A 24520-nucleotide genomic window follows, 5' to 3' on the forward strand; every position below is an offset into this window, starting at 1 on the left:
ACTGGGCAACTCCGACGTCATCACCCCTGAAGGGGACGATGCCACGGCCGGCCGCAACCTCGACCTCGGGCCGCGGTCTCACCGTCGACGGCACACGCAGCGGTGCGAAGGTCAGTGTCCGCGCGCCGGACCGACCCACACCGACGGCACCGGCGGATCGCCGCGGGGTCACCGCCTCCTCGGCGCGAGCGGACAGGGTCGTGCCGTCCACCGTGACCAGGCGCCGTCTCCGGCAGAAGACGCAGAGCCGACCGTGGTCGGCGACCGGGCCGGCCAGGATCGCCAACAGGCGGCGCAGTGGTGTGCTGCCCACCCGGTGCCTGGCCCGTGACAACGAGGAGCACATGGGCGCGCTACCGGCACGGCGCCGCGTCCGGCTGTGAGCTTGTCCCGCACCGCCCGGTAGGACGACCGCTCGAAGAAGGCGAAGGCGAGCACGAAATGCACCACGACCCGCGCTGGCGGCAGTCGCAGCCTCCGCCCCCGCGCACCGGTCTTCACGGGTGCTGCGTCAACCAGCTCGTGGCCGATGACCTGCGTCAACTCGCCCGCATGGCCGGGCGAGTACACATCCGGGGCTGTAGCCCCCGGCTCGATGCTGACAGGATTCCGCGACAACGGGACGTCCGGAGCACTTGCCCCCGGCCTCGACACCACGGGGACCAGCAGAGGTCCCGCCTCCTTGACAGGGCGCGCGCAACCCGAACGCAACGGTGGTGCACGAGAAGGGACATGACCTGATCGGCCGGCGCACCCACCGTCGTGGCACCGTAATGATCACCAAGCCCGCCTCCGCACACACCGCCACCCCCCCTCACGCCAAGAGGCCCGCAGTACCACGGAATCCGAAGCCGTCTGGTTCAATCTGCGATTTCGGCTCGCGAATCGTGCGAGAAATATTGACGCAGTTCACCGGAACCTTATGATCCAGTCGATCGACACTCCGACCCATGTCCGATATATCGAACATGCCAGGGCCGCACCCCCTCGGCCTTCGGACAGTCTCCGACGGGACCGACCGGAGCCGATAGCTCAAAGGATGACGAGGTTCGCATGCACAGACGTAGTTTCAGCCGCAGACACCCGTCTGCGGTGCTCGCCGCCACCGTCGCCACCCTGGCCGCCCTGGCGGCGATGCTCGTCGCCACCCCGGCTCAGGCGGCCACCACCAGCGCCGTGCGCGGCGTTGCTTCCGGCCGGTGCCTCGATGTGCCGGGCGCCAGCCAGACCAACGGTACGAAACCGCAGATCTGGGACTGCCACGGCGGGACCAATCAGCAGTGGACGTTGACCGACAACAACGAGCTGACCGTGTACGGCAGCAAGTGCCTGGATGTTCCGGGCTACTCCACCACGGCCGGGACCCAGGTGCAGATCTATACCTGCACCGGCGGTGGGAACCAGCAGTGGCGGGTGAACTCCGACGGCACGATCGTCGGCGTGCACTCCGGGCTGTGCCTGGACGTCAGAGGCGGCGCCACGGCCAACGGCACGGCGGTGCAGCTCTGGAACTGCACCGGCGGCAACAACCAGAAGTGGACCGGCCTGTCCGGTACGCCGAACACGTGTGCCCTTCCGTCGACATACCGGTGGACCTCGACCGGTCCGCTGGCGGAGCCGGCGAACGGGTCGGCCTCGTTGAAGGACTTCACCGCCGTGAAGTACAACGGCCAGAACCTGGTCTACGCGACCACCGCGAGCGAATCCGGGTGGCGCGCGACGGGGTTCCGTCCCTTCACCAATTGGTCGGACATGGCGACGGCCCCCCAGACCGCAGTGAGCGGGGCCCCCATTGCGCCCACGCTGTTCTACTTGGCGACCAAGAACATCTGGGTGATGGCCGCGAACGGGTGGGACACCGGCTGGAAATTCACCTACCGCACGTCCACCGACCCGACCAACCCCGCCAGCTGGTCCGCGCCGCAGCAGCTGTTCACCGGCGACCTCCCCGTGGGCGGCCCGATCGACCCGACCCTGATCGCCGACGACCAGAACATGTACCTGTTCTTCGCCAATGACAAGGGCAGCATCTTCAAGTCGACCATGCCGCTCGGGAACTTCCCGAGCAGCTTCGGCTCGTCGTACACGACGGTCATGAGCGACACCGAGGACCGCCTGTTCGAGGCCCCGGAGGTCTACAAGGTCCAGGGCCAGAACCAGTACCTCATGATCGTTGAAGCGAAGGGCGCGAACGGGCGCTACTTCCGCTCGTTCACCGCCACCAGCCTGAACGGTACGTGGACCGAGCAGGCCGGCACCGAGAGCAACCCCTTCGCGGGCAAGGCCAACACCGGCGTCACCTGGACCGACGACATCAGCCACGGTGACCTGGTCCGCAACAACCCCGACCAGACCAAGACCATCGACCCCTGCAACCTGCAGTTCCTCTACCAGGGCAGGAACCCCGCATCGGACGGCACCGACTACCTGTTGCTGCCGTACCGGCCGGCCCTGCTCACCCTGCAGCGCTGACCCGCCCGCTTCACGGTGATCGCGACGCGGGTCTACCCGCCGACGCGTAGACAACCTGTCCACGACATGGGCCAACCCACCCGCCGACCGACCACCGCCTTTGAGGAACCCCAGCCGCGCGTCGGCCGGGGTTCCTCCCTTCTTTCTGGGGCCCTTCCTCAGGGGAGGACCGAAGTGTCAATCCCCCGGCTCCCGAGGTAGTGGGCGATCTCATCGGGTCTGCGGATACAGCCAGCCCCTGCACCTCGTCGTTCCGGCGAGGTGCAGGGGCTGGTCGGTGTCAGTCGGCCTGCGGGCGGTGCCGCGTCCTAGCGCCGTACTGGACGGCGATGCGGAGCGCGAGATGGATCTGCAGACGCGAGCAGGCGCGGCAGATCTTCGGCGAGGCGCAGGCGCACGCTGACCGGGGCGACAACGAGACGAGCGAGGACCTGCTGGCCAAGGCGTGCGACCTCGTCCCGGCCATCCGGTTGGTCCTCACCATCGAGTACACGGAAGACGACGACCTCGCGCCGCTCACGGGCGTGATCCTCGACCTGGACGATGCCTGCTTCGAGGTCAAGATGGAGGCGGCGCTGGAAATTGCCCGCCCACACGACTTCCTCAAGGACTTCTGGTCGGCCAGCCGGCGGGAGCCGTTCGATCGCATCAAGTGGCTGCGCAAGAACTTCTCGGACTACTTCATCGCGTCCACATCAATCAGCGTTCGCCGACCGGCCTTCACCGCCTCGTCCTGGCGCCAGCGCGGTCCCGGGCACGCACCCTCCGGTCGGTGCGCCACAGCCACCACCCCGCCGCTCCCACACCACCGACGACCACACTTCCAACGATGTACGGCCACACCTGCGACCAGAACACCATCAGCACGATCAGTAGCCCGCCACCGCCGAGCACGATCGGCTTCGCTCCCTGCCCCCGCCAGCGACGACGGGCCGGAATCCGTCCACGCCGAGCAGCCATCTCGGCCTCCCCCACACACTCCTGAACCGAATACTCCGCAATGCAGGACAAGCGCGGAAGAGCGCAAGTCAGCCATGACCGATTCCAGTGCCAGGACGAGGGCTCTGGTTGGGCCGAGTGCGCCCTCAAGGGGAGCGCCGAGCTGCTCGACGCGGCCTCATGAGCAACCGGTGCGGCGACGTTGCGTTAGGTGACGAGGACGCGGTGTCGTCAGGCAGCGGGGCCATGATACCCAGCATGGGCGGGACGCTGGTCGGATCGCCGGAGGGCTTCGTGGAGGACGTGAACTGGTGGCGACGTCAATGGTGACTCCGGCCGGCAGCAGGTTCAGCAGTCCTTCGGGTCCCGCATCAGTGGCCCACATCGCCGCCCAACAGGCCCCCTGGCCATTAGTATGTTTACGGAGTATCGAGGTGCGAGCTGCGCGCCAGCGTCCGCAATGGACAGGGTGTGACTCCCAACCCGACATACTCCGTGTACGTTTTCCACCAGGACGGAGCTGAGGACGTGGCCGAGTCGGTTTCAGCGGGAGCGGTGAGGTTCCGCGACCCTGGACGCGCCGTCCGGCGAGCGCCCGCGCCGGTACCCGTCGTGTCGCCTGCGGCCGCCCCAGGGCATCTTCTGCGCCTGGCGCAGCAGGTGCACACCGAGCTGTGGGGCTCACGAATCGACAGCCTCACGGGACCGCAGTACGCGACGCTCGTGGCGATCGCCGGGTGGGACGACGTCGACCAGCGGCGCGCCGGGCAGCTGGCCTCGCTGGACAAGTCGACCGTCGCCGCAGTTGTGAGCCGACTTGTCGGGAAAGGGTGGGTGCGGCGGGTGCGCCATCCGGATGACGGTCGGCGCCGTCTGTTGACCCTCACCAGCGGATCATTGGATCGGCTGGCCGAGGTCACCGAGGTTGCGCGCTCGGTTCAACAAGACATCCTGGCCCCGCTTTCCCACTCCGGCCGCCGGGAGTTCATCGAACGACTGGGCCGGGTCGCTCGCATCGAGGAGGCCGACGTCGCCGGACAGCAGTACGAGGACGGCGTACTGCTCATGCGCACCACCCCCGGATACCTGATCCGCCGCGCCCAACAGGTGCACACCGCACTCTGGAGCGCCGTCGTCCCCGACGTGACCGGGCCGCAGTACGCCCTGCTCGCCGCGGTCGCACAGCTGGGCGCCGCCGACCAGTCCCGAATCGGCGAGGCCGCCTCGCTGGACACGTCGAGCACCGCCGACATCGTGGCCCGGCTCAGCGCCCAGGGGTGGGTTGCCAAGGAGACCGCAGCGAACGACCGGCGAAGAACCCAGGTCCGGCTCACCGCTCCGGCGAGGACAGCGCTGCACGCCCTCGCGGAGCCGGTGAAAGCAGTCCAGTCCGACGTCCTGGCTCCGCTCGGACCCGACGAGCAAGCGGTGTTCATCAGCCACCTCCAGCAAGTGGCGTTCGCCAGGCGGCACATGTAGAGCTTCGCCCCCACATGTGGACGGTCTCTCCGGACCCGTTGACACACCTCGACCATTCACAGCAAGCTAATACTACGTGTACGTAAGATTAGCGAGGTGAACGATGCCCACTTCCCGGTTCAGGTCAGACGAGCCGGCACTCGACTCCTTCTACTTCGAGCTGTCTGACAAGCAGCTTCAGCCACTCTGGGAACTTCACGGACTGCTCACTCCGACACCCCGTGTGCGGGCGATCCCCTATCGTTGGTGTGCGGATGACCTTGCCAAGCTCGGCCGCCGGGCCGGTGATCTGGTCCCGATCGACCGGGGCGGCGACCGGCGGGTGCTGGCGATGGCCAACCCGGGCTTGGGCGGCGCGCCGTTCATCTCGTCGACGCTTTGGGCGGCGGTTCAGTACCTTCAGCCCCACGAGTCGGCACCCGCGCACCGGCACACACCGGCCGCGCTACGGTTCGTCCTCGACGGGGAGGGCGTGTACACCCTCGTGAACGGCGACCCGATCGCGATGGCCCGCGGAGATCTCGTCCTGACACCGTCATGGACCTTCCACGAACACCACAACCCCGGCGACATGCCGATGATGTGGCTGGACGTGCTCGACCTTCCGGTGGTCGCGGCGCTCGACGCGGTCTTCTTCGAACCGGGCGGCGACTCCGAAGCGGACCGGACCGAGATCCCCCGTTCGACCGCCGAGCGCCGCTGGGGTGCCGGAGCCGGTCTCTCCCCCGTCGGAACACCCGATCTGCCCCCGCACTCCCCCCTGTTGGTCTACCGCTGGAAGGACACCGATGCAGCGTTGGACAACCTGCTGGAGGTCGAGGACACGAACGACGTCACCGTCCGGTTCCAGGATCCCTCCCGCGACCGCGACGTCATGCCAACGATGCGCTGTGAGATGCGGCGGGTGAATCCGGGCACCACGACGCGCCGGGAACGCCAGACCGGAACCCGCGTCACGGCGGTGCTCGACGGGTCCGGCACGGTCGTGCTCGACGGCGAGTCGTTCGACCTGTCTCCCGGTGACGTGTTCGTCGTGCCGTCCTGGTGCACCCACCAACTGCACGCGCGCACCCGCCTGGACCTGTTCACCACCAGCGACAGCCCGGTACTGGAAGCCCTGCACCTGCACCGGTCCGAGGAGGTCGACTCATGAGCGGGCACGACACACTGGTCGTCGGCGGCGGCATCGGGGGGCTCGCGGCGGCACTGGCCCTGGCCCGCGCCGGCCGTCGGACGCTGCTGACGGAACAGGCCCCGCAGTTCGCCGAGATCGGTGCCGGACTCCAGCTGGGGCCGAACGCGATGCGGGCCTTCGACCGGCTCGGCGTGCTCGGGCCGGTTCTCGAAACCGCCGTACTGCCCGCCCGCGCCGTGATCCGCGACGCCGTCACGGGCGATGAGCTCACCGTGCTCGACCTCGGGCACCCGTTCCGTGCCCGGTACGGCTACCCGTACGTCGTCGCGCACCGCCACGACGTGCTGTCCGTCCTGCTCGACGCCTGCCGGGCCGAACCCGGCATCGAGCTGCGGACCGGCCGCACCGCCGCCGGCGTGCGTGAACGGGACGAGCACGCCGACGTCACCTTCTCCGACGGCGAGGTGCTGACCACACAGCTCCTGGTCGGGGCGGACGGCCTCCGGTCCCGGGTGCGGCGCCTCATCGACACGAGCCCACCCCGGTTCAGCGGTCATGTCGCCTACCGGGGCGCGAGCGACCGGTCAGAACTCGGCAGAGGACTGGCGCCCGACGATGTGACACTCTGGATCGGCCCAGGCATCCACCTGATGCAGTACCCCGTACGACGCGGCGAGCTGTACAACCAGGTCGCCGTCTACGAGCGCCCCGCAGGTGCACGGGAGCCGCGTGGCGATGCGGAGGAGTTCCGCGCCGCCTTCGCCATCGCGCACCCGAGTGTCCGCGAGTACGTCGCGCTCCTCGATCCCCACCGGGACTGGCCCGTGTACGACCGGGACCCGCTGCCGACCTGGACGACGGCACACACGGCGCTGCTCGGCGACGCCGCACACGCCATGCTCCAGTACCTCGGGCAGGGCGCGTGCCAGGCCCTGGAGGACGCGGTCGCGCTGGGCGACGCCGTCTCGGACCATCAACACTCCCAGGACCGGGCGCTGAAACAGTACGAGGAACGGCGTATCGCCCGAGCCTCCCGCTGCCAGACCGTGGCCCGGCCGTGGGGCAACCTCTGGCACACCCAGGACCCGACACTGCTCGCCCTGCGCAACCGCGTGTTCCGGTTGCGCCGACCCGACGACTACTCCGATCTCGACTGGCTCTACACCGCTTCCTCTGAGGACACCGCATGAAACTGCTCAGCTTCATCAGGCCGGACGGCATCGCCACCGCCGGACGACTCGACGACGACCGCGTCGTGGACCTCGGCAGGCCGTTGCGGACGCTGCTCGGCGATCCCATACCGGAAGGAACGCCACGTGGTGCGGACGTTTTCCACCTTGGAGAGGTCACTCTCCAGCCGGTCGTTCCCGAGCCGTCGAAAATCATCGCCGCGCCGGTCAACTACCGCGACCACCAGGCCGAGATGAACGAGGCCTACCACATCGACGCTCTCGGCATCTTCCTCAAGGCCCCGTCGTCGGTCCTCGCCCACCAGGGCACCATCCGACTGCCGTACACCGACCGGCGCTTCGACCAGGAGGGCGAGCTGGCACTCGTCATCGGCCGACCCGGACGCGACATCACCGTAGCCGACGCCCTGAAGCACGTCGCCGGATACACCTGCCTGCTCGACATCACCATGCGCGGCGGCGAGGACCGCTCCACCCGCAAGTCCTTCGACACCTTCACCCCGGTCGGCCCCTACCTGGTCACCCCGGACGAGGTCGGCCCGTTGGAGTCACTGACCCTGCGCACCTGGGTCGGCGACGAACTGCGGCAGGACGCCGACATCAAGGACCTCATCTGGAGCGTTCCCCGGCTGATCGCCTACGCGTCCTCGGTCATGACCCTCCGCACGGGCGACATCATCACCACCGGAACGCCGGCCGGCGTCGGCACCATCACCGAGGGCGACCGCATCACGGTCGATATCGGCCACGTCGGCCGCCTCGAAGCCACGGTGAGCACGCAAGGCGCCGTCCCCTGCCCCACCAAGGGCGCACACCGCGGCCCCGTACCGCCGAAGACGGTGACGCCTACACGCAGCAAATGATCGGTGCGCTTTCCAAGGCCACGACACATGGGAAGCCCGCCATCGCCGTGGCCCGGTGCGTACACGACGCCCCTGCGGCAGGGTCATCTGGGATCCGAAGCGTCAGTTCGCGGCGTTCTTCACAGCAGGGCAGGTCACCGCGGGTCGAGACGACCTGAGGGCGAGGTCAAGGGTGACGGGGGTGTCCGAGGCGTTGGAGAAGGCCACCTCGCGGGCGATGCCGGGGCCGCGAGGCCAGGTGAGGCGGCCGAAGTCCGCGGCGGTCGCGGTGACCGACACCGGCTGGTCGACGGCGCGCTCCGCGTCGACCAGGCCGGAGCCCTGGTCGTACACCGACTCACCGGCGGTGGGGTCGGCGCTGGAGACCAGGGCCTGGGCCACCTGCCGGGGCGTCCCGTCGGGGTGGGCCTGCATGACCAGGGCGGCGGCGCCGTCGACGGCGGGTGCCGCCATCGACGTACCGGACCGGCGGGTGTAGTGGTCGTCAACCGGTCCCACCGGGCCCTCGCGGTCGACAGCGTCGATCGAGGTGCCCGTGGCGCGGGCGGCCGTCTCGGCGACGCCCGGGGTCTTTATATTGGGCTTGACGGTGTAGTCGCCGAAGAGGGGCCCCGGCTGGAGAAGGTCGCCACCCGATCGTCGCCGCCGGCCGCGCCGACCGCGAGAGCGCCCTCGGCGGCGGCCGAGGGGGGAGGCGGTGGTGCCACTCGCGGGCCCAGACCACCTCAATACCTATGTTTCCCAAGGCACAGTAAAACCAACGGAGTTCAACAATTCCGCCGGAGCCGTCGGCGCCGACCGATGCGGCCTCAGGCAGCGGCCAGGGCCAGGCGCTCGCTGATTTCCCCCGCTGTGGTCAGCAGCTTCTGGGCGACCTCGGCCTCCGCCTCGGGGTAGAGGCGGGAAGCCAAGGCCGCCACGCTCACCGCCGCCACGACCTGTCCGCCTTGACTCCGGATCGGCGCGGAGATACCCACGACGTCGAGGTCGAGTTCGCCGCGGGTGACGGAGTAGCCGAGTCTGCGGATGCGGCCCATACGTTCGACCAACGCATCGACATCGGTGAGGGTGGATGGAGTGAAACGGCGCAGCTCGGCAGCCCCCAACAGCCGGCGAGCCTCGTCCTCGGGGCTCCAGGCCAGCAGAACGAGAGCCGCAGCTCCGGCGTTGAGGGGGAGGGTGCTGCCGCGCTCGTAGGAGATGCGGACCGCGCGGGACTCGCTCTCCGCGCGGTCGACGCAGACGACGAGGTCGCCGACGCGGCGGGTGAGCAGGACGGTCTCCTGCACCTCGGCCGCGAGTGCCTCCATCAAGGGCAGGGCGACCTCGGAGAGGCCGTAGCTGCGGCGGGCCAGCCGGGCGATCTCCAGGACCCGCAGGCCGAGCCGGAAGCCGCCCCCGGGCGCCTCTTCGAGGAAACGCCCGGCGACCAGGCTCTGGAGGTAGCGGTACGCGGTGGAGCGGGCCACACCCAGCCGCTCCGCCACGACCGTTCCGGAGACGACGAGTTGGTCGTCGTCGAACATGGTCAGGATGTCGAGGGCCCGATCGGCCGTGGAGTTACGCTCGCGGTAGGTGGGGGACACTGTTCCTGACATGCCGGACACTCTAGCGGCTGGGGGCGGGTCGGTGGGGGGCATGTCACCGATGGTCCTTGACGACGGTGTTGCGCAGTTCCCCGATGCCCTCGATGGTCGTCACGAGTTCCTGCCCGGGGCGCAGGAACACCTTGGGGTCCCGGCCCGCGCCCACGCCGCCGGGGGTGCCGGTGAGGATGAGGTCGCCGGGCAGCAGCGTGATGATGGTGCTGACGTAGGCGATGACGTCGGCGACGTCGAAGAGCAGGTCTGCGGTGTTGGACTTCTGCATGGTCTGGCCGTCGACGGCGCACTCGATGGCCAGCCCGGAGGCGCCGGAGGGGAGTTCGTCCGGCGTGACGAGGACGGGCCCTACCGGAGTGGTGCCCTCGAAGGTCTTGCCGGCGAGGAACTCCCTGGTGCGGTGCTGCCAGTCCCGGACCGTGACGTCGTTGGCGACCGTGTACCCGGCGACGTGCTCCAGTGCTTCCTCGCGCGACAGATGGCGGCCTGCCAGGCCGATGACGACGCCGAGTTCGGCCTCCCAGTCGAGGTCGTCGCTGACCGGTGGCATGTGAACGTCGTCCCGGGCGCCGATCAGGGAGCCGTCGTACTTGGCGAAGAGGGTGGGGTGCGCCGGGGTCGGGCGACCCATCTCCTTGATATGGGTGGCGTAGTTCAGTCCCAGGCAGACGATCTTGTTCGGGTGCGGGACTATCGGAGCGAGGGAGACGCTGTCCTGCGGGATCCGGTCCCCGTTCCTGGCGGCTCGTTCTCGCCAGTCGGCTCCGGAGGCGAGCAGCGTGCCGACGTCGGTGTACGGAAGCAGGACGAATTCGTCGCCGTCCTGACGAGCGGCGGTCGTGGTGCGGTACCCGTCGTGGAGACGGACCGTGCTGAGCCTCATCGGCGTGCTCCTTGGAATTGCGGTCTCTCGGGGGTGGCTGGGCGGGAGGTGCGGGCGCCGGTCGAGCGCCGTAGCTCCACCTCGACATGGCCCGCCTGGTCGGGAGGGAAGACGGCGGCCACCACCCGGTCGGGACGTACGAGTACGAAGCGCCCGGCCAGGTCCTGAAGAAAGGACCGGGGGCCACCGTCGGCATCCGTGATCGCGGGCCGCTCGGTGGCGCGGTCGAGTGCCAGGTCACCGATGACCACATCAATCTCGGTGCCAGGCGGGAGGCCGACTTCTCCGACCGAGGTCCAGTCGGCCTCGGTGAGGCCCACGCCCAGGAGACTCCAGCCAGTGCCGAGGACATCGTCGAGGAGGACGAGTCGGTAGCTGGGACCGAGCAGTACGCGCGGCTGCGAAAGCACCGTGCCGACGAGCGGGTGAACTCGTTTGCCCGGCCGGACGACGGCTCCGGTCCGTGCCCGGGTGTCCGGGCGGTAGCGCATCTCGGTGAGGTAGCGGCGTCCAGGGCCGGTCAGCAGTGCGGCGCGCACCAACAGATCCCGCAGGTGTGCACGCGGGCGGCTGGTGGTCATGACGGTCCGGCCGAGCCGGACGGACAGGTCGATCATCGCCTGGGCGTGCGGTCGGCGTTCCACGTCGTAGGTGTCGAGGAGGGCGTCGTCAGCCCGCTCGTTCAGAACCTCCGTCAGCTTCCAGCACAGATTGGCAGCGTCCCGGATGCCGGAGTTGAGGCCCTGTCCGGCGAACGGCGGCATCATGTGCGCGGCGTCGCCCAGCAGGAAGCAACGACCCACCCGCAGTCGCTCGGCGAGCAGCGCGTGGAAGCTGTAGGCGACGGCCCGCTCCAGCTGCCTCGGAGTGATCTCCCGGAAGGGCTGGAGGAGCCGGCGCACGAGATCGAACGGCGGCTCCTGACCGGCCGCACTCTCGCCCGGCCGCAGCAGGAACTCGTAGCGGCAGCGGCCGTCGCGGCCGGGCACGATCACTGTGGGGCGAGAGGGGTCACCGATGTGCATGCCGTATCGCTCGCGGTGCGGGTCATCCAGGGTGTCCAGCACGAGCCACACCTCGTCCGGGAAGCTGCGCCCCCGCATGGGAACGGACAGCAGCCGGCGCACTGTGCTGCGTCCACCGTCACACCCGAGTACGTAGGAGACCTCCAGGTCCTCGGCGGCACCGCCGGTGCTGAGCGAGACGCGGACATGGGTGGCGTGCTGTGCCAGCCCCACCAGCCGGGTGCCGAAGCGTGCCTCGACGTGCGGGTGACGGGCCAGTTCTGCCTGGAGCACCCGCTCCAGATCCGGCTGGGCGAACGGGTTCTTGAAGGGGTGGCCGAAGCGCCGATCACCGCTGCCTCGGGCGTGCACCAGAGAGCGGCCGCCCACGCCGAAGTACCTCGTGCCGGTACCTGGCACGATGATCGGGTACACCGCGTCGGACAGGCCCGCGGACTGCAGTGTGCGCAGCGACTCGTCGTCCAGACTGATCGCCTTGGCCGCGTCGCTGGTGGTGGTGTTGCGCTCGACCAACAGGACCCGTACGCCCAGCGAGCCGAGCAGGTGGGCCGCGGTCAGGCCGACGGGGCCCGCACCGACGATCAGCACGGCGGGGTCGGCGGTGGTCTGCGCCTGACCCGGTGGAGGGCTGGTTCCCGATGTCGGTTCACTCATGAAGTGGGGCTCCGCTGTGGTCGTCGGGACGGGGCGGCGAACTCACTGGACGGGCTGATAAGCGGGCCCTCCTTCGGTCAGCAGCCGCTCGGACTCGGCGAGGATCTCCTCGGGCGGCAGGTCAAGGTCGATCGTTTTGCGGAAGGGCTGGGGCACGTTCCGCTCCAGCCGCAGGTAGACCTCGTTGCGGTTGCCCTCCGGATCGAAGAAGTAGATCCCGATCGCGTTGCCGTGGGTGACCTCCTGCTGGACCTCGATGCCCTCGGCACGAAAGCGGTGGTGGAAGTCGATGACCGACTCCAGGGAGTCCACCCGCCAGGAGACCTGGTGCGTGAGTTTCACTCCGTCGGGTGCCGTGCGACCGCGCTGGAGCACGAACTCGTGATGCTCCTCGTCAGGGCGGGCGGACAGGAAGACGATCCCCCGTTCCTCGTCCTCGTCGGTGACGGTCAACCCCATAACGCGGCTGTAGAAGTCGCGCATCAGCTCCAGGTCGTACACCCAGAAGCCGGTGTGCCCGAGCCCAGTGATCACTTTCGGTATCTCCTTTCAGGACCGGCTTGTCTGTTGTCAGGACAGGTTCTGGTCGAGTGGTGACAGGCTCAGGTCCACCGCGGAGACACCGCAGTCCGCCATGAGCACGGCGCCGGTGACGACCGCCGAGCGCGGCCCGGCGAGGAACGCGATGACCTCGGCGATCTCCGACGGCTCCGCCGCACGACGCAGCGGCACCAGCGATCCGGCACGCCGGTAGGCGGTATCCCGGTCCAGGCCGGACCGGAAGCCGACCTCGTCCATCACGCGGTCGAGCATCGGGGTGCGCACAGCACCGGGACAGATCACGTTCGCGCGGACCCCGAGGGGTCCGAAGTCGGCGGCCAACGACCGAGTGAGTCCGATGAGGGCGTGTTTGGAGGTGGTGTACGCGGCGGCGGCGGGCACGGCGAGCGTCCCCGCCAGCGAGGACACGAGCACCACGGCACCGCCGGTGTCGATCAGCGCGGGCAGCGCGCTGCGGGTCGTCACGTAGGCGGTGTCCAGGTTGGCCCGCAGCGTGTCCCGCCAGCCGGGCTCCGAGTCCAGGACCGTGCCGAAGGTACCGAGGCCGGCGCAGCACACCACGGCGTCGAGTCGCCCCCCGTCCAGGAGCGCGGTGCCGACCGCGCGCCGTACGTCGTTCTCGTCGGCGGCGTCGCCCGGAACGGCTGTCGTCCGGGGCAGACCGGCGACCTTCCCGAGACCCGGATCGTCCGGCCCCAAGGCGACCACGGTGGCCCCGCGCTCGGTCAGCAGCTCCGCGGTGGCGTACCCGATACCGCCGCCGCCCCCGGTGATCAGGACGGTACGACCGGTGAACTCTGCGGTACTCATGCGAGGTCCACGGCGAGAGGCTCGGTCCCCGAAGGGGCGGTTTCTTCCTCGTCACCGCGGTCGGCCGTCGGCCGATCGCTCGGGGAACGTCGGCCGAGCAGGCGGCGGGCGGCCCTGCACAGCATCGGCCACACGCCCTGCGGGGCGAAACGAACGATGAGGATCAGCAGGACGCCCTCGATCACCAGGGAAAGCGTCTGCTCATTCTGCAGTTGGCGGGTGAGGCCGTAATAGACGACGGTCACGCCCAGGAGCGGGCCCAGCACGGTGCCGGTTCCGCCGACCACAGCCATCAGCACGGCGTTGAGGCTCCAGGCCACGCCGGCCACACCGTCCGGGGAGATGACGACGAACTGGAAGGCGATCACCGCTCCAGCCAGTCCGGTGATCGCGCTGGAGGGGAGCAGCACGGCGAGCTGGTGGCGGCGGACGGCGACACCGAGTCCGGCGGCGGCCGGTTCGTTGTCGCGGATCGCGGCCAGCCGGAGCCCGAAGTCGCTGTGCCGCGCGTGCAGGGTGAGAGCCACGGCCAGCGCCGCGACGATCACGGCGAGTTGGAACAGGTTGCCGCCGCTGGGCACGGAGTCGACGGGCAGGGTGACACCACTGGCACCGCCCGCCCAGTCCCAGTTGCGGATCAGTGCCTGGAGAGCGATGGCGATGGCCAGGGTGCCGATGGCGAAGTAGTCGCCGCGCAGGCGCAGCAGCGCGGCGGACAGCAGAAGGGCGAGCAGCATGGCGGCGACCGGCGCCGCCACTACGGCCAGGGGCCAGCTCAGGCCGGTGTGGACGAGCAGCAGCGCGGCTGCGTAGCCGCCGGTCGCGACGAAGGCCGCGGCGCCCAGCGAGACCAGGCCTCCGAAGCCTGCGAGTACGTTCCACGCCTGGGCGATGGCCAGGTAGCACAGCAGGGTGACGCCGAGGTCGAGGGCCCCGTGGTCGAGTACGCCTCCGAGCGCGAAGCAGACCAGGGTGGCGAGAAGCAGGGCGAGCGCGGGCCACCAGCGCCGCAGGGTGGGCGTGGGTGTCATGCGGCATGTGCCTTTCGGAACAGGCCCTGCGGGCGGATCGCGAGGACGAGGAAGAAGGCCAGGTAGACGACCACGTCGCGCCAGCCGCCGCCGAAGAGGCCGACGCTGACGGACTGGAGAACGCCCAGCGCCACGCCCGCCGCCAGTACGCCGCCCACGCTGCCGATGCCCGCGAGTGCCATCACGGCGAAGCCGGTGAGCAGCAGCGGCAGGCCGCTGCTGGGGGTGAAGCTCTGCGCGACGCCGGTGAGCACTCCGCCGGCTGCGGCGAGCGCCGCCGCACCGGCGAAGGTCATGGCGTAGACGCGGTTGACGTCGATTCCGAGTACCGCCGCGGTGCCGGGATCGGCTGAGGCCGCCCGCACCGCGCTGCCGGCCCGTGTCCTGGTGAGCACCAGGTGGGTCGCGGCGCACAGCACGACGGCGAGCCCGAAGGCGATGACGTAGACGGTCTGGACCCGTACACCGAGCACGGACAGGCCGGTGTCGGCGTAGGAGGCGGGCAGTGCCTTGGGGTGGGTGCCGAAGGCGGCCTGGAAGAGCGCCTGCCCGAGCAGTGCGAGGCCGAAGGTGGCCACCAGCGGGGCGCTCCTGCTGTCCCTGAGCAGGGGCGTGAGCAGATAGCGCTGCAGCGGGTAGGCGATCAGCGCCATGGTGGCCATGGCGAGCGGCAGCGCGGCGAGCGGATCCCAGCCGGCCTCGACCACGAGCAGCGAGGCCAGGTAGGCGCCGCCGATGACGAGTTCGCCGTGAGCGAGGTTCATCAGTCCGAGCACCCCGAAGACCAGGGAGATCCCCAGGCCGATCAGGGCGTACAGACCGCCGGCCAGAATGCCGGCGGCCAGCACGTCCAGGCTCATGTCTCGACTCCCTTCTGCCGTTTCGGCGGACGGTTCAGCTCAGGCCGGAGAGGGACTTCAGGGGGACGGCACCCTTGGCCGGCCAGACCTGCTGGATCTTGCCGTTCTCCCACTGCCCGATGAAGGACGGTGTGGTGCTCTTGTTGTCCTTGAACTTCACGGGGCCCAGAGCGGACGACATGTCGGTGGTGGCGAGGGCCTTGTTGATGGCGGCGGGGGTGGCGTCGCCGGACCGGGAGATGGCGCTCATCAGGAGTTCGGCCTCGTGGTAGCCGAGCGCGACCGAGCCCAGATCGTTGAGGGCGGGGTACTTCGCGGCGAACTTGTCGACGATCATCCGGGTGTCCGGCAGTCCCGCGGAGTCCGTCCAGTTCAGCTGGACGAGGGTGCCGTCGCCCAGCGGGCCCAGGGAACTCCAGCCAGGGGTCTGGGCGCACTGCAGGCCGATGGCGAGCTTCGGCTTGTACGCCAGCGCCTTCATCTGCTTCCACATGGCGAAGCAGTCCGGTGGTGTCATGTTCACGATGAGTATCTGAGCGCCGGTGGACTTGCCGGACTGGATGACGTCGGAGAAATCCGTGGTGCCGCCCGGCACCGCCTTGCTGGAGGCGACGGTGAAACCGGCCTTCTTGCCCAGCCCGCCCCACAGCTGCCCGGTGGCCTTGCCCTGGGCGTCATTGGTGTTGACCATGAGGATCTTCTTGTTGGTGGACGCTGTGGCGGCGAGTTCGTAGAACTTGTCGGCGCCGTCAGCCAGGGACTGGAAGGAGTCCCAGGCATAGCCGTTGCCCGCGGGCAGCAGTTCCACCGGAAGGGCACCCATGATCAGGGGGGTCTTCAGCGCGTCGGCCTGACCCTGCATGTCGATGTTCTGCTGACAGCAGGAGCCCAGCAGGGCGACGGCGTGGTCGCTGAGCACCAGGGAGCGGACCTGCTGCACCATCGTGTTGGTGTCGCTCCGGTTGTCCAGCACGACCAGCTTGATCTTGCGCTTGACCCCGCCCACCTCGACTCCACCGGCCGCGTTCACCTTGTCGACGGCGAGCTGGTAGCCGTCCTTGATCGAGGTCAGCACCGTGGCGCCGGACAGGGAGATGCTGGTGCCGATCACGATGGGGCCGCTGCTGCTCGCGCTGCTCGCGCTCGATGTGTCGTTGCCGGCGCAGCCGGCGACGAGCAACGCGGCGCAGGCGGTGGCGCAGGCCAGGCGCAGGGACGGTCTGACTGTTCTCATGAGGGTTCTCCAGTGGTGCGTGCGGGCGAGCCGGAGTGCGAAGCTCCGGTGGAGACAGAGGCATCCGTGGTGTCGGTGCCGAAGTAGGCGGCGTCCAGGTCCGCGTCGTCCAGCAGGCCGGCTGATCCGCCCTGGTAGGAGACGCGCCCCCGGGAGAGGACGACCGCGTGGTCGCAGATGCCCAGGGCACGCTTGACGTTCTGCTCGACGAGCAGGATCGCCACGCCCTGGGCGTTGATCTCGGCGAGTGCCCGGTACAACGCGTCGATGGCGACCGGGGCCAGGCCCAGCGAGATCTCGTCACAGATCAGAACGGACGGATCGGCCATGAGGGCGCGTCCCACGGCGAGCATCTGCTGCTGCCCGCCGGACATCGTGCCCGCGCGCTGCCCCGCGCGTTCGGCGAGCACGGGGAACACGGTGTGCACCCGCTCCATCCGGCCCTGCACCTCGCCCCTGGCCAGCGAGAGCGGGGCGCCGAGTCGCAGGTTCTCGGCGACGGTCAGATCGCCGAAGACGCGGCGGCCCTCCTGGCAGTACGCGATGCCCAGGCGGGCCCGCTCGTGCACCGGCAGGCGGGTGATGTCCCGGCCGAACGCCGTGATGCGGCCGGTACGGGTGGCGACGGTGCCCATGAGGGTGCCGCAGAGCGTGGACTTCCCCGCGCCGTTCGCCCCGAGCACGGTGACGATCTGTCCGCGCCCCAGGCGCAGTGAGAAGTCCCGTAGGGCCACCATGTCGCCGTATCCGGAGGTGACTCCGTCCAGGACCAGCACGTCGTCGGTGCCGCGCTGAGAGACAGTGACCGCGGCGTCCTGCTCTACACTCCGCATGTCCTGACTATCGACTTGAGAACGGGCGGTAGGGCTGCCGCCCGGTGCAGAGCTGTCGCCGAGGTAGACCGCGCGCACCTGCTCGTCGACAGCAATCTGCGCCGGAGTGCCGTGCGCTATCGGACGCCCCCAGTTGAGCACCAGAACGCGGTCGACGATCTCGCGGACGACCCGTTCGATGTGCTCTACGAGGATCACGGTGGTGCCTCGCTCATGGACCTGGCGAATCAGGTCGATCGCCTCGTCGAGTTCGCGGCCCACCAGCCCCGCGGCCACCTCGTCGAGCATGAGCACCCGCGGCCGGGTGGCCAGCGCCCGTGCGACCTCCAGTCGTTTCAGATCCAGGACGCGCAGCGAGTCCGCGGAACGGGCGGCTTTGGTGTCCAGACGGCACAGGGCCAGCAGGTCAGCGATTTCCGGCCCGCGTATGGGCGGCCCTGCGGCCATGGCCCCGATCCGCACGTTGTCGCGGACGGACAGGCCATGGAAGGGCCTGGGGACCTGGTGGGCCAGAGCCACGCCCAGTCTGGCGATGCGGTGCGGCGGCAACCGGTCCAGCCGGTGATCTCCGAGATGGATGCTCCCCGAATCCCGCCGGTGCACCCCGGCGATCAGCTTGAGGAGGGTGCTCTTTCCGGCCCCGTTCGGCCCGATGACCGCCACGGCCTCGGCGCGACGCACGGTGAGGTCGACACCTTCGAGCGCCGTCACACCGCCGAAGTTCTTTCCCAGTCCCCGCACGGTCAGGGCGGTGTCCGAAGTACTCACCTTCGCGACTCCTTCGATGTCGTTGACCGACGTGTGGACGCAAGCTACTGTCCCCCCAATCGAAATGCCAGTCCTAAATAACAGGACTTTTACGAGACTTCTAAGAGTTGAGGAGCGGCCGATATGTCCTTCGCAGGGCTGACCGGACGCGTGGCGCTGGTGACCGGCGCCGGCAGCGGGATCGGGGCGGCCACCGCGCGGCGCCTCGCCGACGAGGGCTGCTCGGTCGCCCTCGTCGACCGCGACGAGGACGCCGTGTCCGCCGTCGCCGCACAGTGCGGGCCGCAGGCCCTGGCCATCACGGCCGACGTGTCGCAGGAGCCCGACGCCGCGGTCTACCTCCGGGCCGCCGTCGACCACTTCGGCGGTGTCGATCTGTTCCACCTCAACGCGGGGGTCCCCGGCCCCTTCGGATCGTTCGCCGACCTCGACGCGGCGGACTACGACCGGGTCGTCGCGGTCAACCAGCGCGGTGTCTTCCTCGGTCTGCGCGACGCGCTGCGTCACTTCCGTGCCACCGCCCGGCCCGGTGCCGTGGTGGTCACCAGTTCCCTGGCCGGGCTGCGGGCGAGCGCCGCGATCGTGGCGTACACGGCGAGCAAACACGCTGTGATCGGCCTGGCCCGCAGCGCGGCGATCGAGGGAGCCCCGCTCGGGGTACGGGTGAACGTCATCGCACCGGGTCTGATCGAGACACCGATGCAGCAGCCCCTCGCGGAAGCACTGGGTGGCGAGCCGGCGCTCACCGCACTGCACAAGCACAGCCCGCTCGGGCGCATGGGCAGGCCCGACGAGGTCGCCGCTCTGGTCGCCTTCCTGCTGAGCGACGAGGCGCCGTACATCACCGGCGCCGTCCACGTCATCGACGGCGGCGTCGACGCCAGCGACCCCATGCAGATCCGCCCCTGAACCACTCGGCTCGAAAGGCACTGGCATGAACGTTTTCGACGTACGCGACGTCGTCAAGGAGCCCGACGCTCTCCTCGCGGTCACGGAGAACCCGCGGCACAGGGCGATCCTGCTGAACTTCCGCAGGCACGCGCTGCTGGAGGTCTCCGGGCGCTGGCGGGAGATCCTCCAGCCGGACATGATCGTCGACGAGCCCGTCTACCGCATCAACGAGAACGGCACCTCGCTCCGTCTGCGCGGCACGGCCGAGATCGCCGCGTTCTACGCGGGCCTCACCGGCGCGCGCGCCAACGTCTTCGGGCCGATCACCGACCACGTGGCCGTAGCGGACTGGGGCCTGGCCATCGAGTCCTTCTTCGGCCACCACCTCCCCGGCCGTGTCCTGGCCGAGCAGGGCGAGGACATCGACGACCCGGACGCCTACTATCAACTCACCCACTACATGGCGTCGTTCTGGCCGTACGACGCGGACTGCCGCCTGATCGGCGAGCACGTCTACGAGGACACCGGCAGCCGCCGCATCGAGAAGATGGACCCGGCGGACGTCATCACCCCGGAACGGGCACGCGAGCTGCTGGCCCCCTTGTTCGACCGCGCCCCGCTCGGACCCGACCCGTCCGCACACGGATGACCGGAAGGATCTCGCGGGGTGCCGGGGCCAGAGGATGATGGACTGCGGGTGAGCGAGGCGAGCGAGGGGGCCGTCATGACGAGCGCGGGTGAGTGGCTGCTGGGATTGCGGCCGGACGGCGACACGCTCGGCCCGGCACCGGCCTCCTCGCCCGCGACCGTCGCCGAGGCCGAAGCCGATCTGGGCCCCGGTCCCGTGGCCTGGGCGGTGGAGACGGCCTCCGGGGCCGCCGAGAAGTTCCTCCGGCAGTCTCCCGAGATCGCCGACGGACCGGTGGGGCTGCGGACGGCACGCCGGTCGGCGGAGGCGTGCTGCATCGCGATCCTGCGGGGGCTGCTCCACGACACTCCCCCGGGCCTTATCGCCGTCCCGCCCGAGGCGGTCGACGGCAACCGTGATCTCGTGCACCGGGGCGTATCGCTGGACCGGATCCTGCGGGCCGTGTGGACGTCTCACGTGCACACCTACGAACGTCTGCTCGCCGCTCTGCGGCTCCTCGTCGAAGCCGACCGCCGGCCCGACGAGAGCGAGCGCGTCGCACGCCTGTCCTTCGCCTACGTGGAAGAGCTGACCACGGCGTTCACCACGCAGTACGCGGCGGAGCGGGAGCACTGGGCGGGCAGTCGCGCGGCAGCCCGCCGCAAGCTCGTGGAGGACCTGCTCGCCGGCCGACCCGCCGACCCCACCGCCGTGGAGAACACCCTGGGCCTCGACATCGTCCACCACCATATGGCCGCCATCCTGTGGACGGCCGACGGGGAGGAGGCGCAGGTCTCGTCCGCGCCGCTGCACCGACTCGCCACCGATCTCGTCGGCGCGTCACAGGCCGTACGCTCCCTCGTCCTGCCTACCGGTACGTCCGAGGTATGGGTATGGCTGAGCTGGCCCGGGCAACCGCCGGGGGATCTCGCCGCCTTGATCCGCGAAGGTACGGCGCCGACAGCACGCTGCTCCGGCGGTGCCTACACGGCGCTGGGGCCGCAGGCCAGGGGTAACCAGGGTTTCCGCGCCAGCCACCTGGCGGCCCGGGAGACCCAGCGGGTGGCACAGGCGCTCGGCAACCCGGGCACGTACGCCTACGCCGACATCGCTGTGCTGTCCCTGCTGACCGCCAACGCAGAGCACGCCGAGCGCTATATGCGCGATGTGCTGGGACCGCTGGCCGTCCCCGACCCGAAGGTTGCCGTGATCCGGGAGACGCTGCGTCTGTACCTGGCGCACGGGCGGAGCCGCAGCCTGGCCGCCGAGGATCTCTTCGTGGCGCCCACCACCGTCGCCTACCGGGTCAAGCGGGCCGAAGAGCTGATGGGCCGGCCCCTGCCGCAGGACCATCTGCCGTTGCTCCTGGCGCTTGAGATCAGCCGGGTCATCACCCCCTGACCACGGGCCCCGACTGCTCCGCGACGACAAAGCCGGGGCGCGAATCTGTCGTACGGCGCCGAGGACACGCGCAGGACGACATCCGAAGATGACCGGGCCGGGCACGAAGTGGTGTCCACCGGGCAGCGGAGCGGCCCATGAGCCGAAGAGCCCCGGCGCAGAGGCTGTTCCCCGCCGAGGGGGACTTCATGAAAGGGACTTCATGAGCACCCCGTCCGTCCCCGTGGTCGCGACCACACCGATGTCCGTTGCGCCGCAGGGTCAGCCTGCCGGCCCCAGCCAGAACTGGCCGACGGAGAACAAGTGGCTGAACGGCCCCTTCTCCCCGTGGGCGGAGGAGAGCCACGGCTACGACCTGCCCGTGAAGGGCAGCATTCCGGAGGATCTCGCGGGTGCGCTGTTCCGCATCTCCTCCAACCCCCGTTTCCAGCCCCGCAACCTGGACCGCTACCACTGGTGGGAGGGCGACGGGATGGTGGCCGGGCTCTACCTGCGGGACGGCAAGGCGGCCTTCCGTACCGGCTGGGTGGCGACGGACTCGATGAAGTTCGAGGTCGAGCAGGGCGAGGCCGTCTACAGCGGCTTCGTCAACGGTGGCACGCCCGGGCGACTGCCCAAGGGCGCCCCGCCCGCGAAGAACGTGGCCAACACCAATGTGGGCATCTTCGACGACCACCTGCTCGTCTACTTCGAGGGCGGTCTGCCGACAGCGATGCACCCGCAGACACTGGAGACGTACGGCGCCTACGACTTCCACGGGGGCATCGACGTCCTGTGCACCGCCCACTACAAGACCGACCCGGCCACCGGCGACCTGCTGTTCTTCGCCGCCACCGGCCCCGTCATCACCTGGTACCGCGCCGATGTCCGGACCGGGCAGGTCATCGACTCCCACACCATCGACATCGGCATCCCGGCACTCATGCACGACTTCGTCGTGAGCGAGAACTACGCGATCTTCTTCGTCGCGCCCAACCTGTTCCGTCTCGACCTGATCGCCCAGGGCCGCCCCGGCGTGGTCTGGGACGAGTCGGTGCTGCCTCACGGCACCCAGATCGTGCTCATGGACCGTCGTACCCACGAGGTGAAGTGGTACGAGGCCGGCGGCATGCTCGCGCCCACACACTTCTACAACGCCTACGAGACCGGTGACGAGGTCGTCATCGACATGCACCGGATCTCCCGCATCGGCAGCCCCGCCGACGCGCTCACCCCGCTCGGCTCCCACGAGTGGTTCCCCCCGGGCTACTCATGGCAGTGGCGGATCGACACGACGACCGGAAAGGTCAGTGACCGCCGCGTCTCCGGCGTCGCCGGCGAATTCCCGAAGATCAACGACGGTTACGTCGGCCGCCGGCACCGCTACGGCTACTTCGTCACCACCCGCGACCTGGCGCCGGAGACCATGACCGACGGCCTGGCCGTACACGACTACCTCAAGGACTCCACGACCGTCGTCGAGGGACCGCACCCGCTCACCAGCCCCAGCGAGCCGGTGTTCGTCCCCCGTGACAACCCGGCCAGTGAGAACGACGGCTATCTGCTGACCCTGTGGTGGAACCCCGAGACGGGTCTGAGCGAGTTGCTGATCCACGACGCGTCCGACCTCGTCGCAGAGCCGCTGGCCCAGGTCCGGCTGCCCGTGCGGGTGCCGTTCGGCTTCCACGGCAGCTGGGCCGACCAGGCCGTCCTCGACAAGAGCGTGTCCGCCCTCAGCGACAGGCACTGAGCCGCCCCCCTTGAGCCGCCCACCGACCCCGGAGACCACCTTGAGCACGACAGTTGAGACCTCGTCAGCCCCCGACCGCCTGCCATGGGACGGCAGGATCTTCGACGGCACCTGGATCCAGGGCCACGGCGGGACCCTCGAAGTGACGGCACCGGCCACCGGCCGGCTGCTCACCACGGTCGGCGCCGCCTCACCCGCCGACGTCGACCGAGCCGTCGAACGCGCAGCCAAGGCCCAGCGGAACTGGGCCCGGTTGCCCTACGACCAGCGGGCGGAGGTGTTCCGCAGCGCGGCGTTCGCCCTGGAGAGCGATCCCGACCGTCTGGTGCGCTGGCTCGTTCCCGAGGCCGGGTCGGGAGCGGGCAAGGCCGCCTTCGAGACAGGTCTGGTGGTCTCCGAGCTCTTCCAGGCCGCCGCCCTCGCCGCGGAGCCCTACGGCGAGCTGCTGCGCAGTACACGGCCACGGATGTCGCTCGCCCGCCGGGTCCCCCTCGGGGTGGTCGGGGTCATATCGCCCTTCAACTTTCCCGCCATCCTCTCCATCCGCTCGGTGGCGCCCGCGCTCGCCCTGGGCAACGCCGTCATCCTCAAGCCCGACCCGCGCACCCCGGTCTCGGGAGGACTGGCTCTCGCCCAGCTCCTGGCCGAGGCGGGGCTGCCCGAAGGGCTCCTGCACGTGCTGCCGGGCGGCGCCGATGTCGGTGAGACGCTGGTGACCCATCCCGGCGTGCCCTGCATCTCCTTCACCGGCTCGACGGCCGCGGGCCGCGCGATCGGTGCCGCCGCCGGGCCCCTGCTGAAGAAGGTGCACCTGGAACTCGGCGGGAACAACGCCCTCCTCGTACTCCCCGACGCCGACCTCGACGCGGCCGCGTCGGCCGGCGCCTGGGGATCCTTCCTGCACCAGGGACAGATCTGCATGACCACGGGGCGTCACCTGGTACACGCCTCCGTCGCCGAGCAGTACGTGGCCAAGCTCGCGCAGAAGGCCGGGGCCATCACCGTCGGCGACCCGACCGATCCGCAGAACATGCTCGGCCCGATCATCGACGAGCGCCAGCGTGACAGGGTCCACGACATCGTCACCCGCAGCGTGTCCCAGGGTGCGCGGCTGGCTGCGGGCGGAAGCTACGACGGGCTTTTCTACCGGCCCACCGTCCTGGCCGACGTTCCTCACGACGCCCCCGCGTACACCGACGAGGTCTTCGGCCCGGTCGCCCCCGTCTCCGTCTACGAAACCGTCGAGGAGGCCATCGAGCTGATCAACCGCTCCGAGTACGGCCTGTCGGTCGCCATCCTCACCGACGACGTGTTCGGCGCGTTGGAACTCGCCGAACGCATCGAGTCCGGCGCCGTCCACATCAACGACCAGACCGTGGACGACGAGGCCGTGGCACCCTTCGGCGGCGCCAAGGCGTCCGCGGCCGGCGGTCGCTTCGGCGGCGGAGCCAACCTCGACACCTTCACCGAGGTGCAGTGGGTGACCGCGCAGGCGAAGATCGAGCGGTACCCGTTCTGAGCAGAGCCGGTCGG

General features: G+C 69.6%; 22 protein-coding genes. 10 read left to right on the forward strand and 12 right to left on the reverse strand.

The window, feature by feature from the left end:
- Window positions 1-168 precede the first annotated feature (168 nt).
- Entirely contained in the window at window positions 169-657 is a 489-nt protein-coding gene (locus IM697_RS46010; protein WP_407699555.1) for a transposase domain-containing protein, read from the reverse strand.
- Window positions 658-1053: 396 nt separating this feature from the next.
- On the opposite strand from IM697_RS46010, the gene IM697_RS28920 reads away from it, so the two are divergent.
- A complete protein-coding gene (locus IM697_RS28920) occupies window positions 1054-2472 on the forward strand; it encodes a non-reducing end alpha-L-arabinofuranosidase family hydrolase (protein ID WP_194039030.1) in 1419 nt (472 codons plus the stop codon).
- Window positions 2473-2780: 308 nt separating this feature from the next.
- Here the strand turns inward: IM697_RS28920 and IM697_RS28925 are convergent, their stop codons facing one another.
- Window positions 2781-3068 (reverse strand): hypothetical protein, encoded by a 288-nt coding sequence (locus tag IM697_RS28925; protein WP_194039031.1) that lies wholly within the window; start codon window positions 3066-3068, stop codon window positions 2781-2783.
- Window positions 3069-4023: 955 nt separating this feature from the next.
- Between IM697_RS28925 and IM697_RS28930 the strand changes: the two genes are divergently transcribed.
- From IM697_RS28930 to IM697_RS28945, 4 genes are all read left to right on the forward strand, one after another.
- Entirely contained in the window at window positions 4024-4890 is an 867-nt protein-coding gene (locus IM697_RS28930; protein ID WP_194039032.1) for a MarR family winged helix-turn-helix transcriptional regulator, read from the forward strand.
- A gap of 103 nt (window positions 4891-4993) precedes the next feature.
- Window positions 4994-6043, forward strand: a complete 1050-nt coding sequence (locus IM697_RS28935) for a cupin domain-containing protein (RefSeq protein WP_194039033.1) — start codon at window positions 4994-4996, stop codon at window positions 6041-6043.
- The gene (locus IM697_RS28940; protein ID WP_194039034.1) at window positions 6040-7215 is read left to right on the forward strand and encodes an FAD-dependent monooxygenase; all 1176 of its coding nucleotides are present in this window, start codon (window positions 6040-6042) and stop codon (window positions 7213-7215) included. The genes IM697_RS28935 and IM697_RS28940 overlap by 4 nt, the downstream gene beginning before the upstream one ends.
- On the forward strand, window positions 7212-8078 hold the full coding sequence (locus tag IM697_RS28945; protein WP_194039035.1) for a fumarylacetoacetate hydrolase family protein: 867 nt from the start codon (window positions 7212-7214) through the stop codon (window positions 8076-8078). Before IM697_RS28940 ends, IM697_RS28945 begins: the two co-directional genes overlap by 4 nt.
- Window positions 8079-8180: 102 nt before the next feature.
- Here the strand turns inward: IM697_RS28945 and IM697_RS28950 are convergent, their stop codons facing one another.
- The 10 genes from IM697_RS28950 to IM697_RS28995 form a co-directional block, all read right to left on the reverse strand.
- The gene (locus IM697_RS28950; RefSeq protein WP_194039036.1) at window positions 8181-8807 is read right to left on the reverse strand and encodes a S8 family serine peptidase; all 627 of its coding nucleotides are present in this window, start codon (window positions 8805-8807) and stop codon (window positions 8181-8183) included.
- A gap of 80 nt (window positions 8808-8887) precedes the next feature.
- The gene (locus IM697_RS28955; protein ID WP_194039037.1) at window positions 8888-9676 is read right to left on the reverse strand and encodes an IclR family transcriptional regulator; all 789 of its coding nucleotides are present in this window, start codon (window positions 9674-9676) and stop codon (window positions 8888-8890) included.
- Window positions 9677-9719: 43 nt separating this feature from the next.
- Window positions 9720-10562: a fumarylacetoacetate hydrolase family protein gene (locus tag IM697_RS28960; RefSeq protein ID WP_194039038.1), complete on the reverse strand. Its 843-nt coding sequence runs from the start codon at window positions 10560-10562 to the stop codon at window positions 9720-9722.
- Window positions 10559-12241, reverse strand: coding sequence for a bifunctional 3-(3-hydroxy-phenyl)propionate/3-hydroxycinnamic acid hydroxylase (locus tag IM697_RS28965; RefSeq protein WP_194039039.1), 1683 nt, complete (start codon window positions 12239-12241; stop codon window positions 10559-10561). Before IM697_RS28965 ends, IM697_RS28960 begins: the two co-directional genes overlap by 4 nt.
- A gap of 42 nt (window positions 12242-12283) precedes the next feature.
- Window positions 12284-12775 (reverse strand): VOC family protein, encoded by a 492-nt coding sequence (locus tag IM697_RS28970; protein ID WP_228044213.1) that lies wholly within the window; start codon window positions 12773-12775, stop codon window positions 12284-12286.
- A 36-nt stretch (window positions 12776-12811) separates the two neighbouring features.
- A complete protein-coding gene (locus IM697_RS28975; protein WP_194039040.1) occupies window positions 12812-13612 on the reverse strand; it encodes an SDR family NAD(P)-dependent oxidoreductase in 801 nt (266 codons plus the stop codon).
- On the reverse strand, window positions 13609-14643 hold the full coding sequence (locus IM697_RS28980; protein ID WP_194039041.1) for a branched-chain amino acid ABC transporter permease: 1035 nt from the start codon (window positions 14641-14643) through the stop codon (window positions 13609-13611). Before IM697_RS28980 ends, IM697_RS28975 begins: the two co-directional genes overlap by 4 nt.
- Window positions 14640-15503: a branched-chain amino acid ABC transporter permease gene (locus IM697_RS28985; RefSeq protein ID WP_194039042.1), complete on the reverse strand. Its 864-nt coding sequence runs from the start codon at window positions 15501-15503 to the stop codon at window positions 14640-14642. The genes IM697_RS28980 and IM697_RS28985 overlap by 4 nt, the downstream gene beginning before the upstream one ends.
- 34 nt (window positions 15504-15537) lie before the next feature.
- Complete coding sequence (locus IM697_RS28990) at window positions 15538-16737, reverse strand: ABC transporter substrate-binding protein (protein ID WP_194039043.1); 1200 nt, start codon at window positions 16735-16737, stop codon at window positions 15538-15540.
- Window positions 16734-18338, reverse strand: a complete 1605-nt coding sequence (locus tag IM697_RS28995) for an ATP-binding cassette domain-containing protein (protein ID WP_194039044.1) — start codon at window positions 18336-18338, stop codon at window positions 16734-16736. The genes IM697_RS28990 and IM697_RS28995 overlap by 4 nt, the downstream gene beginning before the upstream one ends.
- A 123-nt stretch (window positions 18339-18461) precedes the next feature.
- Here IM697_RS28995 and IM697_RS29000 point away from each other — a divergent pair, with 123 nt between their 5' ends.
- The 5 genes from IM697_RS29000 (at window position 18462) to IM697_RS29020 (ending at window position 24506) form a co-directional block, all read left to right on the forward strand.
- Complete coding sequence (locus IM697_RS29000; protein WP_194039045.1) at window positions 18462-19247, forward strand: SDR family NAD(P)-dependent oxidoreductase; 786 nt, start codon at window positions 18462-18464, stop codon at window positions 19245-19247.
- A gap of 25 nt (window positions 19248-19272) precedes the next feature.
- Window positions 19273-19878, forward strand: coding sequence for a hypothetical protein (locus IM697_RS29005; RefSeq protein WP_194039046.1), 606 nt, complete (start codon window positions 19273-19275; stop codon window positions 19876-19878).
- A gap of 75 nt (window positions 19879-19953) precedes the next feature.
- The gene (locus IM697_RS29010; RefSeq protein WP_194039047.1) at window positions 19954-21258 is read left to right on the forward strand and encodes a PucR family transcriptional regulator; all 1305 of its coding nucleotides are present in this window, start codon (window positions 19954-19956) and stop codon (window positions 21256-21258) included.
- Between the two features lie 202 nt (window positions 21259-21460).
- On the forward strand, window positions 21461-22987 hold the full coding sequence (locus tag IM697_RS29015; protein WP_228044214.1) for a carotenoid oxygenase family protein: 1527 nt from the start codon (window positions 21461-21463) through the stop codon (window positions 22985-22987).
- 40 nt (window positions 22988-23027) lie between these two features.
- The gene (locus IM697_RS29020) at window positions 23028-24506 is read left to right on the forward strand and encodes an aldehyde dehydrogenase family protein (protein ID WP_228044215.1); all 1479 of its coding nucleotides are present in this window, start codon (window positions 23028-23030) and stop codon (window positions 24504-24506) included.
- Window positions 24507-24520 lie beyond the last annotated feature (14 nt).

The sequence above is a fragment of the Streptomyces ferrugineus genome, assembly GCF_015160855.1.
GTDB classification, from domain to species: domain Bacteria; phylum Actinomycetota; class Actinomycetes; order Streptomycetales; family Streptomycetaceae; genus Streptomyces; species Streptomyces ferrugineus.

What these genes read in the sequence shown, in the direction of transcription:
- IM697_RS28945 (WP_194039035.1), top strand. Translation starts at nt 7,212, where the DNA reads ATGAAACTGCTCAGCTTCATCAGGCCGGACGGCATCGCCACCGCCGGA.
- IM697_RS28985 (WP_194039042.1), bottom strand. Translation starts at nt 15,503, where the DNA reads ATGAGCCTGGACGTGCTGGCCGCCGGCATTCTGGCCGGCGGTCTGTAC.
- IM697_RS28955 (WP_194039037.1), bottom strand. Translation starts at nt 9,676, where the DNA reads ATGTCAGGAACAGTGTCCCCCACCTACCGCGAGCGTAACTCCACGGCC.
- IM697_RS29000 (WP_194039045.1), top strand. Translation starts at nt 18,462, where the DNA reads ATGTCCTTCGCAGGGCTGACCGGACGCGTGGCGCTGGTGACCGGCGCC.
- IM697_RS28980 (WP_194039041.1), bottom strand. Translation starts at nt 14,643, where the DNA reads ATGACACCCACGCCCACCCTGCGGCGCTGGTGGCCCGCGCTCGCCCTG.
- IM697_RS29015 (WP_228044214.1), top strand. Translation starts at nt 21,461, where the DNA reads ATGAGCACCCCGTCCGTCCCCGTGGTCGCGACCACACCGATGTCCGTT.
- IM697_RS29010 (WP_194039047.1), top strand. Translation starts at nt 19,954, where the DNA reads ATGACGAGCGCGGGTGAGTGGCTGCTGGGATTGCGGCCGGACGGCGAC.
- IM697_RS28935 (WP_194039033.1), top strand. Translation starts at nt 4,994, where the DNA reads ATGCCCACTTCCCGGTTCAGGTCAGACGAGCCGGCACTCGACTCCTTC.
- IM697_RS28990 (WP_194039043.1), bottom strand. Translation starts at nt 16,737, where the DNA reads ATGAGAACAGTCAGACCGTCCCTGCGCCTGGCCTGCGCCACCGCCTGC.
- IM697_RS28960 (WP_194039038.1), bottom strand. Translation starts at nt 10,562, where the DNA reads ATGAGGCTCAGCACGGTCCGTCTCCACGACGGGTACCGCACCACGACC.
- IM697_RS28975 (WP_194039040.1), bottom strand. Translation starts at nt 13,612, where the DNA reads ATGAGTACCGCAGAGTTCACCGGTCGTACCGTCCTGATCACCGGGGGC.
- IM697_RS29005 (WP_194039046.1), top strand. Translation starts at nt 19,273, where the DNA reads ATGAACGTTTTCGACGTACGCGACGTCGTCAAGGAGCCCGACGCTCTC.
- IM697_RS28920 (WP_194039030.1), top strand. Translation starts at nt 1,054, where the DNA reads ATGCACAGACGTAGTTTCAGCCGCAGACACCCGTCTGCGGTGCTCGCC.
- IM697_RS28940 (WP_194039034.1), top strand. Translation starts at nt 6,040, where the DNA reads ATGAGCGGGCACGACACACTGGTCGTCGGCGGCGGCATCGGGGGGCTC.
- IM697_RS28965 (WP_194039039.1), bottom strand. Translation starts at nt 12,241, where the DNA reads ATGAGTGAACCGACATCGGGAACCAGCCCTCCACCGGGTCAGGCGCAG.